This window comes from Ancylobacter moscoviensis, assembly GCF_007559435.1.
GTDB lineage: Bacteria > Pseudomonadota > Alphaproteobacteria > Rhizobiales > Xanthobacteraceae > Ancylobacter > Ancylobacter moscoviensis.
Map to the genome: position 1 here is coordinate 21,076 of NZ_VMBP01000007.1, position 11,840 is coordinate 32,915.

Annotated in this window: 11 protein-coding genes; all 11 read right to left on the reverse strand. The window is 67.6% G+C overall.

Annotation, left to right across the window (positions count from 1 at the left end; genetic code table 11):
- Nucleotides 1–15: 15 nt before the first annotated feature.
- Nucleotides 16–975 carry a LysR family transcriptional regulator gene (locus FO470_RS18315; protein ID WP_144344438.1) on the reverse strand — a complete coding sequence of 320 codons (960 nt, stop codon included), beginning with the start codon at nt 973–975 and terminating at the stop codon, nt 16–18.
- Between the two features lie 15 nt (nt 976–990).
- Nucleotides 991–1,896, reverse strand: coding sequence for an HpcH/HpaI aldolase/citrate lyase family protein (locus FO470_RS18320; protein ID WP_144344439.1), 906 nt, complete (start codon nt 1,894–1,896; stop codon nt 991–993).
- Nucleotides 1,896–3,098: a CaiB/BaiF CoA transferase family protein gene (locus FO470_RS18325; protein WP_144344440.1), complete on the reverse strand. Its 1,203-nt coding sequence runs from the start codon at nt 3,096–3,098 to the stop codon at nt 1,896–1,898. Before FO470_RS18325 ends, FO470_RS18320 begins: the two co-directional genes overlap by 1 nt.
- A gap of 14 nt (nt 3,099–3,112) precedes the next feature.
- Nucleotides 3,113–4,234, reverse strand: coding sequence for a zinc-binding dehydrogenase (locus FO470_RS18330; protein WP_244616763.1), 1,122 nt, complete (start codon nt 4,232–4,234; stop codon nt 3,113–3,115).
- Between the two features lie 20 nt (nt 4,235–4,254).
- Nucleotides 4,255–5,538 (reverse strand): TRAP transporter large permease, encoded by a 1,284-nt coding sequence (locus tag FO470_RS18335; protein WP_144344442.1) that lies wholly within the window; start codon nt 5,536–5,538, stop codon nt 4,255–4,257.
- Nucleotides 5,529–6,107, reverse strand: a complete 579-nt coding sequence (locus FO470_RS18340) for a TRAP transporter small permease (RefSeq protein WP_144344443.1) — start codon at nt 6,105–6,107, stop codon at nt 5,529–5,531. Before FO470_RS18340 ends, FO470_RS18335 begins: the two co-directional genes overlap by 10 nt.
- Nucleotides 6,108–6,114: 7 nt before the next feature.
- A complete protein-coding gene (locus tag FO470_RS18345; RefSeq protein WP_144344444.1) occupies nt 6,115–7,119 on the reverse strand; it encodes a TRAP transporter substrate-binding protein in 1,005 nt (334 codons plus the stop codon).
- 60 nt (nt 7,120–7,179) lie between these two features.
- Nucleotides 7,180–8,628: an aldehyde dehydrogenase family protein gene (locus FO470_RS18350; protein WP_210244934.1), complete on the reverse strand. Its 1,449-nt coding sequence runs from the start codon at nt 8,626–8,628 to the stop codon at nt 7,180–7,182.
- Nucleotides 8,629–8,857: 229 nt separating this feature from the next.
- The gene (otnC, locus tag FO470_RS18355; RefSeq protein WP_144344445.1) at nt 8,858–9,523 is read right to left on the reverse strand and encodes a 3-oxo-tetronate 4-phosphate decarboxylase; all 666 of its coding nucleotides are present in this window, start codon (nt 9,521–9,523) and stop codon (nt 8,858–8,860) included.
- Nucleotides 9,520–10,806, reverse strand: coding sequence for a 3-oxo-tetronate kinase (gene otnK / locus FO470_RS18360; RefSeq protein WP_144344446.1), 1,287 nt, complete (start codon nt 10,804–10,806; stop codon nt 9,520–9,522). The genes otnC and otnK overlap by 4 nt, the downstream gene beginning before the upstream one ends.
- A 39-nt stretch (nt 10,807–10,845) precedes the next feature.
- On the reverse strand, nt 10,846–11,835 hold the full coding sequence (locus FO470_RS18365) for an ABC transporter permease (RefSeq protein ID WP_144344447.1): 990 nt from the start codon (nt 11,833–11,835) through the stop codon (nt 10,846–10,848).
- Between the last annotated feature and the right edge of the window lie 5 nt (nt 11,836–11,840).

Sequence of the window (11,840 nt, forward strand, 5' to 3'; positions counted from 1 at the left end):
CGCGCCGGGGGGAGACTACCGCAGGCGGCGGGCCTTCCACTCGTCCGTGGCGGCGAGCGAAAGCAGCGTCTCTACCGCCACCTCGGCGACCGCCATCGTGGCCCGCGAGGAGGGCCTGTTGAGCGGCGTCGCCAGATGGACCGTGCGGCGGAAGCCCGGATCGACGATGCGGAACGTATGGATGGGCGCCTTACCCGCCAGGCTCGAGATCGATCCGGGATGACGGGCCGCCAGGGAGCAGATCGTCGCCCCGTGCCCGCGCCGGACGAGTTCGAATATCTGCGGCGAGGCGTCGACCTCCATGCCGATGTTCAGCGGAATGGCGTGACGCCGCGCCGTCGCTTCCACAAGCACCCTGAGGCCATGTTCGGGGCCCGGCATCACCAGCTTCAGATGCTGGACGTCGCGCATGCGGATCTCGTCCCTCTCGTTCAGGAAGGGAGCGACGACCGCCCGATCATATGTCGCGATGTAGAGTTCTTCCTCGGCGATGGGACGCAGCGAGGCGCTGCGGTCGGTCGCGGCGCCGCCGCCGAACACCACGGCGGCGTCGAGCGTGCCCTCGCGCAGCCAGCTCGCAATGTAGCCCGACATGCTCTCGACCACGCGCAGACGGACCTGCGGGAAGCGCTCGAGGCAGGTCTCGATGAGCTGCGCCGTCAGCAGCCCGACCAGCGAACCGGGCACGCCGAAGCGCACGGCACCGACGGGGGGCTTCTCGCGGCTGAGCATGCTCGCCTTGGCGTCCTCCGCCTGCTTGAGGATGGCGTAGGCATGGGAGAGGAATTCCCGTCCCTGCTCGGTGAGCGTGAGCCCCCGCGCCCGGCGTTCGAACAGCGTCGTGCCGAGTTCGTCCTCGAGATCCTTCAGCCGCACGCTCAGCGACGGCGGGCTGCTGTGCAGCACCTTCGCGGCGGCGGCGAGCGAGCCGGTCTCGGCGATCGCTACGAAGGCTCGCAGATCACGAAGGTCCATACCGCTCCACGCCCGTTACGCCACTCGCGCTCTCTGTGCCCTCATATCGGCCAGGCCGGCGGCGCGGGCAAGGATCGACCGCGCGCGATCGGCCACCGGCAGGTCGACCATCGCACCGCGAAAGGTAACGGCGCCGCGGCCGTCGGCCAGGGCCTGCTCGAAAGCCTCCAGCGCACCCTGCGCCCATTCGATCTCGCCCTTGGAGGGCGCGAATACCTCGTTGAGGATCGGCACCTGGCTGGGATGGATGCAGAACCCGCCGGTGAAGCCCATTTCCCGCGCCTGCTCGATGGTCCGGCGGAACTTCGCTTCGTCGGCATAGTCGGCGACCGTGCCGACGAAGCCGATCGGCTGGATGCCGGCGTTGCGGGCGGCGACGACCGCCTGGGCGTTGTGAATGTACAGCGTATCGTAGGTCGGCGAGGCGCCGAGCGACACGGCGAGGTCCTCGGCGCCGACGATCATGCCGGCCACGCGCGGATGGGCGGCGGCGATGGCCGCCATGTTGAGCAGGCCCTCGGCGGTCTCGATCATGACCACCAGCCGGGTATGGCCCGGCGCCATCCCCCGCTCGCGCTCCAGCTCGTCGATGATTTCGGCGATGGCCCGCACATGCGAGGCGTCGGGAACCTTCGGCAGGGTGAGACAGCAGACATGGGGGCAGATCGAGGCTTCGATATCGGCCGTCGCCTGCCGCCAGGGGCGGTTGATCCGCACCACGACGTCGAGCCCCTGTCCGGCGAGACGAGCGGCCGCCGGCATGACGGCGCGGCGGGCCTCCTCCTTCTGGCCGGGCGGGATGGCATCCTCCAGATCGAGCTGGATGCAGTCCGCATCCCGCTCGGCGGCACGGGCGAGGAAGCGCTCGTTGAGCACGGGCACGAACAGCATGGAGCGCCATGCCGATGGGGAACGGGTCATCAGGAAACCTCTGCCGGCTGCTTGGGTGTCGCCATGCCGAGCTCCCGGCGGAGTTCCTCGGTGTGCTCGCCGATGTCGGGGGCGGGCCGGCGGAACGGGGCCGGCGTGGCGGAAAAGCGGGGAATGATGTTGTGCATCGGCACCGAGCCGAGCTCGCGGTCCGGGATCTCGACGATCGCCTCCCGGCCCTCGACGAAGGGATGGTCCAGGAGGTCCATTACCGAGCACACCGGTCCGACGGTCACGCCGGAGGCTTCGAACAGGGCGAGATTCTCGGCCTGACCGCGGCCGGCGATGAACGTGGCGATGATCGTGTCGAGCTCGTCGCGATGGGCGACACGCGCCGCGTTGTCGACGAAGCGCGGGTCGGTCTTGAGCTCGGGTCGGCCGATCGTGTCGAAGATCCGCTCGGCCATGGACTGCATCGAGCCCGACAGCGCGACATAGGCGCCGTCCGCGCATTCGTACACGTTGCGCGGCGCGGTGTGCGACGACTGGTTTCCGGCACGCGGCGTCGGCGCGCCCGTGAGGCGGATCTGGGCCGCCTCGGCGCCGATCAGCGAGTGGATCGGCTCGAACAGCGAGAGGTCGAGAACCTGCCCGGGCGCGTCGCCCTGCTCGACCGCCCGCAGCGCCGCGAGGATCGCCGCCGTGCCGTACAGGCCGGCCACCATGTCCGCCATGGCGAGCGGCGGCAGCGTCGGCGGCTTGTCGGCATGCCCGTTCATGAAGGCCCAGCCCGACATCGCCTCGACCAGCGTGCCGAAGCCCGGGCGCAGCCGCCAGGGGCCCGTCTGCCCCCAGCCCGAGACGCGCAGGATCACCAGCTTGGGGTTGCGGGCGAGCAGTTCCTCCGGGCCGAGCCCCCAGCGCTCCAGCGTGCCCGGCACGAAGTTCTCGACGAGCACCTGCGCCGTATCGACGAGGCGCAGCAGCATCTCGCGCCCATCGGGGTCGTGGATGTCGAGCGCGACGCTCCGCTTGTTGCGGGCATAGACCTTCCAGAACACCTCGACGCCCTCGACGCGCCAGCTCCTGAGGTCGTCCCCCTTGCCGGGGCGCTCGATCTTGATGACATCGGCGCCGTAGTCGGCCAGCACATGCGTCGTCATGTTGCCGGCGACGAGGCGGGACAGGTCGATCACGCGCACGCCGTCGAGCGGGCCGCGCCCATCGGGCGTGAAAGGAATGGTCCGGGGCATGGGCAACCTCCTCCTCAATCCATCACGATGAGCGGCTTGATCTCCTGCAGCGCATGCATGCGCTCCAGCGCCGTGTTGACCTCGTCGAGGCTGTAGCGGCCGGTGATCATCTTGCCGAAGGGGATGCGGTCGATATGGGCGGAGGCGAACTGTAGCGCCTTCCAGTAGGATTTCACGTCGCCGGAAAAGGAACCGATGACACGGATGTTCTTCTTCACGATCGTGGAAGGGCTGAAGGTCGCCGTGCCGCTGCCGAGCTGCCCCACGGTGAGATAGCGCCCGCCCTTGCGCACCAGGTCGAGGCCTTCGGCGAAGGCGCCGGGATGACCGGTGAACTCCATCACGATATCCGGGCCGCGCCCGTCCGTGATCTCGCGCACGGCCGCGAGGCGCTCTTCATGGGTCGTGCCCTCGATGGTGAAGGTGTGCGTGGCCCCGAAGTCGCGGGCGAGCGCCAGCCGGGCCTCCGGCGCGCCGATGACGCTGACCGTGCGCGCGCCGTTGACGCGGGCGACGGCCGCCGCCAGCACGCCGAGCGGCCCGGCGCCCTGGATCGCCACATGCTCGGACGGCTCGATGCCGCCGAGATTGTCGAAGGCGTTCATCACCGACCGGAAGGCGCAGCTGCACAGGCTGGCGACGCCGTCGTCGAGATTGTCCGGCACGCGCACGCGGCCCGATTCCGGCAGCACATAGCCGTATTCGGAGAACCCGCCGAGCAGATAGGGCGGCTTTTCGATGTTCTCGTACATATAGGCGCGGCGGTTCTCGCACAGCGTCGGCTGGCGGGCGATGGTGCAGTAGAAGCAATGCCCGCAGGCCGTATGCGTCCACAGGATGCGGTCGCCGATGGCGAGTTCCTGCCCGACGCTGTCGCGCTCGGCACCCTCGCCGATGGCGACCACGCGCCCGACCATCTCGTGGCCGAGGATCACCGGCAGGTCGACCGCCAGAGACAGGTTGCCGCGCGACAGATGCACGTCGGTACCGCAGATCGAGCAGGCCGTGGTCTTCACGATCAGGGCGCCGGGCTCGGGGCCCGAGGGAACCGGCACGCATTCGATCTTCACCGGCTGCCCGAACTGGCGGACCACCGCCGCGCGCGAGAAGTCGGGAAGCTTGGTTTCACCCTTCATCAGCATTGGGTCACACACGTCTAGAGGTAACGGAACCAGAGGGTCACGAACGGCACGAAGGTGATGATCGCCTGACCGAGCAGCGCCGCGCCGAAGAACCATCCGAGATAGGGGAGCATGTCGGCGAGCCGGGCGTTGGCTGCCCGCGCCGCCACGTAGAGATTGGCCGCCATGGGCGGCGTCAGCAGGCCGATTTCCAGATTGGTCGCGGTGATGATGCCGAAATGCACGGGATCGATGCCGAACTTCTCCGCCGCCGGGGCCAGCAGCGGCCCCATCAGCAGGATCGAGGCATTGGTCTCCATGAAGGTGCCGACCAGCAGGAGGACGACGTTGACCATCAGGAGGAAGGCCACCGGGCTCTCGATGTAGGTCGCCACCCACATGGCGATGTCCTGCGGCACCTGGTTCAGCACCATGGCGCGGTTGAAGATGCCGGTCATGGCGATGACGATCAGGATGCCCGAGCCGGTGATGGCCGCCGAACGGAAGGAGCGCGCGAAGTCCCCGCTGCCGAGCAGCCGGCGCAGCAGCGATACCCCGACCGCATACAGGCACCCGATCGCCGCCGCCTCGGTGGGCGTCATCAGCCCCCCGTAGATGCCGCCGAGAATGACGACCGGCAGCAGCAGCGCCGAGGCGGCCTCCAGCCAGATGGTCCGCTTGGATTTCCCGGCGGTGAGCGTGTCGCCGCCTTCCGGGCGGCTCTCGACGCCCCCCTTGAGCAGGCGGCGCGACAGCGCGTTGTGCACGACGAGGAACAGCACGCTCATGAGCAGGGCCGGCGCCAGCGTGGCGAGGAACAGCTGCGAAATCGACACGCCGACCGTCGCGCCGTAGAGGATCAACGGGATCGAGGGCGGCACCAGCACCCCGAGCAGCCCGGCTGAAGAGGTGAGCGAGGCGATGTATCCCTTGGGATAGCCGCGCTCGGCCATGGCCGGGCTGACGATGCCGCCGATGGCGGCCACCGTGGCGACCGAGGAGCCGGTGATGGCCCCCATCATCGCCGAGGCGGCCACGGTGATGTAGCCGAAGGCGGCCCGGATGCGGCGCAGCAGCAGGTCGGCCAGCGCGATCAGCTCCCCCGCCATGCCGCTGCGATTCATCAGCTCGCCGGTCAGCATGAAGAGGGGAATGGCCACCAGCGGATAGCTGGAAATCTCCTCATAGGGAATGTTGCTCAAGCCGGAGATGGACAGCCCGAAGGCACCCATCTGCAGGAAGATGACCAGACCGAAGGTGACGGCGAGCGGCGCGCCGAGGACCAGGAAAAGGGCCATGAGGCCGAAGGTCAGCGCCATGGATCGTATCCTCCGGGTTCGCGCCCCTCGAGCGCGCGCCAGATGTCGAGCATCGAATGGAAGGTCATCAGGACCGCCCCCGCCAGCACGAAGCCGGCGGGAATGGCGACCGGCGTGTCGCGGTCGATGAGGCGCTCGCCCGAGGACCAAGCGTAGTCGAACAGGTCCCAGGCGAGGACGATGAAGAACAGGCCGAAGACGAGGCACAGTATGGCCGCGATCGCATCGAGGCTGCGCCGCAGGAGACCGGGCGGCAGCATCTCGACGATATCCGCCGTCAGGTGACGGTGCAGATGGCTGCACAGCGCGCCGCCGATGAAGGTCAGCGGCGACATGGCGACCATCGCCCATTCTCCGGTGTCGGCGATCGGCAGGTTGAAGGTGCGGATCGCGACCGACATCGCGACCGCGGCGATGGCCACGACCATCGCCGTGATCACCACCATGTTTTCCATGCGGGCGAGCACGAGTTCGCCTCGCATGAGCGCGCCGAGCACGGGGCTGCCGCCACGCCAGGTCGCCGCGCCGGCTTTCCCGCCGCTCATCGACGTCGTCTCGTCATAGGCCATCGCCGCCTCACTCGCCGCGCGCCGCGGCGATTTCCTTCTTGAGCTCGGCGATGCGCTCCGCGCCGTAGACCGCCTCCAGCTTCTGCCAGCCGACCTGGCCGATACGAGCGAACTCGGCCATGGCTTCCGGTGTCGGGGTGACAACCTCGACGCCGCCCGCCTTGATCTTCTCGAGGAAGGCGGCATTGGCGGCGCGGTTGCGGGCGATGCCTTCCTGCGCCGCTTCCTCGGCGGCCTGCTTGACGATCTTGCGCTGCTCCTCGCTCAGCCGGTCCCAGAAGCGCTTGCTGACGGTGATGGCGCCCATCGCGTAGACGTGGTTGGTCAGCGTCATGTATTTCTGGGCTTCGAACAGGCGCGAATTGAAGACGATGCTGGCGCCGTTGTCCTGGCCGTCCACGGTGCCCTGCTGCAAGGCGACGAACAGGTTGGGCATGGGCATGGTGACCGCCTGCGAGCCCGCCGCCTCGAAGAAGCTGCGGATGGAAGCCGAGCCCGGCACGCGGACCTTGAGGTCCTTCAGGTCCTCGACCGTACGCACCGGATGCTTGGAATTGGTCACGGCGCGGAAGTCGAGCTCGAAATAGGCGAGCGCCACCATGTTGTGCTTGGCGAGCGTCTCGCCCAGCGTGCGCTGGAGGATCCCCTTCGGGTTGTAGAAGATCTTGTCGACCTCCTGGGTATTCGTCGCGATGTAGGGGAGGTAGTGGATGTCGAGCAGCGGATCGAGGCCGGTCAGCGAGCCGATGTTCAGGAAGGCGAATTCCACCGAACCCCGGCTGAGATCGCGCCCCAGCGCCTCGTCGCCGCCGATCTGGCTGTTCGGGAACACGGTGATGTCGATCTCGCCATTGGTGCGTTCCTTGACGAGTCGCGCGAAGATCTGGCTCGCCTCGTCGGCGGCGTTGCCCTGCGCGAAGACGTGGCCGAGACGGGCCTTCTGAGCCAGTGCCGGCGACGAGACAGCGATGATGGATGCGGCCGCGAGGGCAGCGAGAACAAGCTTCTTCATGGTTTCCTCCCGGGAAACGGACGTCTTCGTTTTGTTTTTGATGGGAAGACGTCGGATTTTTCAGGTGTTGTGATCGATCACCACCGTTTTGGCGACGGTGTATTCCTTCAGGGCCTCGAAACCCTTCTCGCGACCGTGGCCGCTCTTGCGGAAGCCGCCGAACGGCAATTCGATGCCGCCGCCGGCCCCATAGCCGTTGATGTAGATCTGGCCGGCGCGGATGCCCTTGGCCATCCGCATCTGACGGCCGCCGTCGCGGGTCCACACGCCCGCGATGAGGCCGTAGTCGGTTCCGTTGGCGAGGCGCAGCACGTCGTCCTCGTCGTCGAACGGCAGGGCCGCCAACACCGGGCCGAACACCTCCTCGCGCGCCAGCTCATGCGCGCGCGGCACAAGGCCGAACAGGGTCGGCGGCACGAAATAGCCGGCCTTGCTGGCCTCGGGGTGGATCTGCCCCTGCGCGGCCACCTCGATCCCGTCGCGCGCGGCGCGGTCGAGGAAGCTCATCACGCGGTCGCGCTGGACCGCATTGATGACCGGTCCGCAATCGAGGTCCTGGCCGGGGAAGCCGACCTTCATCGACCCCATGCGGTCGGCGAGCTTGCGCATGAAAGGCTCGTAGATCGACCGCTCGATGAGCACGCGCGAGCCGGCCGAGCAGGTCTGCCCGGCATTCTGCACGATGGCGCCGATGATGACCTCGCACGCCCGGTCCTGATCGGCGTCGGCGAAAACGATCTGCGGCGACTTGCCTCCAAGCTCCAGAACGCACGGAACATGGTTCCTCGCCGCCGCCGTCTGCACCAGCGTGCCGACCTCCGGCGAGCCGGTGAAGGAGAGGAAATCGATCCCGGCATGGCTGGAGAGGGCGGCGCCCGCCTCCTCGCCGAGGCCGGTGACGACATTGATGACGCCGGCCGGGAACCCGATCTCCTCGGTGAGCTCCGTGAAGCGCAGGCAGGAGAGCGAGGCTTCCTCGGCGGGCTTGAGGATGGCCGCGTTGCCGGCGGCGAGCGAGGCGCCGAGCGTGCGCCCGAACATCGAGGCCGGATAGTTCCACGGGATGATGTGCCCGGTGACGCCGCGCGGTTCGCGCAGCACCATCACCTGGTAGCCCGGCAGAAAGGGAATGGTGTCGCCATGGATCTTGTCGGCGGCGCCGCCGTAATATTCGAAGTAGCGGGCGGTGACGCGGATGTCGTTGCGGGCGAGCTTCATCGGCTTGCCGGTATCCGCGGCCTCGATCTCCGCGAGCTCCTCCAGCCGGTCGAGGATCAGCAGGCCGAGCCGGCTGAGCAGCCGTCCACGCTCCAGGGCCGCCATGGAGCCCCAGGCCGTCTCGAAAGCGAGGCGGGCGGCGGCAACGGCGCGATCGATGTCGGCGCCGCCGCCGCGCGCGATGCGCCCGATGGTTTCGCCGGTGCTCGGATCGATCACGCCGAGCGTGGCGCCCGAGGCCGGCTTCACCCAGCGGCCATCAATGAAAATCTCGTCGCGCCCCATCGGCATCCTCCGCACTCCTTTTTTGCGTTTGCGGGGATGCTCCTACGATTGGCCGGCCTTCGACAATGCCGAAAAATCATAAGTTCCGTTCGGCTTTTCCGAATGCTCGCCGCCGACTCGGGAGAGGAGGCCGAAGCGAACCGGGCGGCGGGCGGCGATCCCTCGGCCGCTCCGGTTGACAACGCTTCCAGCGCCATCGAGGTCGCTGGCCTGCCGGGAGATCAGTATGTCCCGATCATCCGCGAGGCTCATCGGTCCGTGACCGGGCATTCAGCGGATTGTGCCGAACCAGTTCGTCGACCTGTTCCAGCGTGAGCAGCCGAGGCTGCCGGTCCTGCAGCAGGAAGAGCAGCTTTGCCGTCTCCTCGAGTTCCTCGGCTGCGTAGACCGCGCTTTCGAGATCCTTGCCGGCGACAACCGAACCGTGATTGGCCAGGAGGACGGCGGCGTGCCTTCCTTCCAGTTCCCGGATCATCTCGCCCATGGCCGGATCGCCCGGGCGTACATAGGGAAGCAGCCGCACCTTCCCGACCCGCATCACCACATAGGGCGTCAGCGGCGCGATGCAGTTCTCCGGGTCGATATCGGGAAGGCAGGACAGGACCGTTGCGTAAGTGGAATGCAGGTGCACCACCGCCCCGGTGGACGGCCGCGTCGCGTAGAAGGCCCGGTGCAGGAAGATCTCTTTCGAGGGGAGATCGCCGGACAGATGGCGTCCCTGGTGATCGAGCTTGCAGATGCGCTCTTCTTCAAGGAAGCCAAGGCATGCATTGGTTGGCGTGATCAGCAGCCCATCCTCGATCGCCACGCTGATATTGCCGGCTGAACCCACGGAATAGCCGCGCTCGAAGAGAGTGCGCGACAGGCGAACGAGGGATTGACGCGCCGCTTTCTCGCTCATCGTGCATCTGCTCCCGTGCCGGAGATCGCGTCGAGCGCCTTGGCGAAAAAGTCCTCGGCACCGAAATTGCCCGATTTGAGCGCCATGCCGAGCCCCGCTCCAGCCTCGCTCACCAGCACCGGGACGCCGGGATCGATCTCCGGGCCGATGCGGAAGGATGTGATGCCCAGCGCCGAAACCACGGCTCCCGAGGTCTCTCCGCCTCCCACGACGATGCGCCGGGTGCCGCTCTCGAAAAGCTCCTTCGCCGCCGAGGCAAACAGCGCATCGAGCGTATGGGCAACCGTTTCGCGTCCGTATTTTTTCTGCAGGGCGGCGACCTGGTCCGGGTCCGACGAGGAGTAGGCCAGCGGCGCGGTATCGCGATTGGCGCGGATGAACGCCACGATATCCTGCGCGGTGAGGCGTCCCTCCATCACCTGATCGACATCGATGGCAAATACCGGGTGGCTCGCGCGATGACGCTCGATCTGCGCGCGGGTCGCCCGTGAACAGCTGCCGACGAGGATGGCCTCGGGGCCCCCGATTCCACGGACGTCGGGGGTGCCGCCATGCGCGGCTCCCCGGCGGATGAAGTTGCGCGGCAGGCCAAGGGCGATGCCCGAACCGCCCGTCAGCAGCCGAGCGTCCGCGCAGGCTTCGGCCAGGGCGAGAAGGTCGTCGTTGCGGATGGCATCGGCGATGACCAGCTGCTCGCCGCGCGCCGCCGCCGCGTCGAGCGCCGCACGCGTCGCCACGGTTCCGCGCTGGAGCGTGGGCCAGTCTATCAGCCCGACCGGCCCGGTGCCCTGCCGGGCCAGCCAGCGCCGCAGGTCGGGGTCGGTCATCGGATTGAGCGGGTGATGCTCCATGCCCGATTCATTGAGCAGCCGGTTCCCGACGAAGAGATGGCCCATGTAGACGCTGCGCCCCGCATCCGGAAAGGCGGGGCAGGCGATCACGCCCCTCACATCCAGCCGTCGCGCCAGGGCCACGCCGACGGGGCCGATATTGCCCTCCGGCGTGGAATCGAATGTCGAGCAGTATTTGAAGACGATCTGCCGGCAGCCTTGCGCCAGCAGCCAGTCCAGCGCGGCGAGCGATTGCGCGACCGCTTCCGCCGCCGGAATGGAACGGCTCTTCAGCGAGATGACGCCGGCTTCGACATCCGCGGCCGCGGGCGCCGCCGGCACCCCGAGATACTGCACCGTGCGCAGGCCCCCTTCCGGGGCGATACCCTTGGCGATGGTGTTGGCGATGTCGCTCGCCCCGGTGAAATCATCCGCAATAACGCCCAGGAGCATTCGTTCCCTCCGGTACAGACAAGGGGGGCCGGCTTAGAATCAGCGATTCTGACGCGCGCGGCGGCGGCGCGCATATTCGGCCAGACCGACCGTCGCGATCAGCATCGTCCCGTTGAACAGGGGCTCGACGAAGAAAGGCGCGCCAAGCTGGCTGAGCCCGGTGACGGCGACGGCGAGGACGGCGACGGCGAGAAGCGTGCCTCCGACATTCGCGCGCCCCGGCCGCACCGAGGTGACGCCAAGGAGGGCGCCGGTGAAGGCGGGCAACAGCATCTCCTGTCCCACCGTGCTCTGTCCCACGAGAAGCTGCGCCTGCAGAATAATGCCGGCGAAGGCGGCGATGACGCCGGACGCGGTAAAGGCGAGGGTCACGTAGAGGGGCGAATTGATGCCCATCAATACCGCCGCGCGCGGATTGTCGCCGATGATGTAGAGATACCGCCCCACGGGCAAATATTCGAAGGCGATCCAGAGCACGAGGGCAATGACCAGCACGTACAGGATCGCCACCGGAATTCCGATGCCCGGGAGCATGCCCGACAGAGCGACGAAGTCCGGGGGAAGGATGCCGATCACCTGCTGGCCGCCGGTGTACCACTGGTTCAGCCCCAGCAGCACCGTGCCCGAACCGAGTGTGGCGATGAAGGAACTGATGCCCGCACGGCTGACCAGCAGCCCATTGATGCAGCCGACCAGGGCCCCGCCGGCCAGGATGATCAGCGCGGCCACCTGCCAGGACAGCCCCTGCTGGGTCTGCAGCCCGTTCGCCAGAACCTGCGCGAAGCCGAGAACCGACGCCACCGACAGGTCGAAGTGATTGGCCGCCAGCGGGATCATCACGGCAAAGGCAAGCAGCGCGTAGATCGAGCGCGAGTTCAGCAGCGAATTGAAGGTGAAGCTGGTGAGGAACGTATCGCCCTTCAGCACGGAGAAGAGCAGAAACAGTGCCACGAGAAGGATGAGCAGCCCCCACGAGGACAGGGCGTGTTGCAGGCGGCTGCCGGAAGAATGCGCGACCATGGAGGACATGCGTG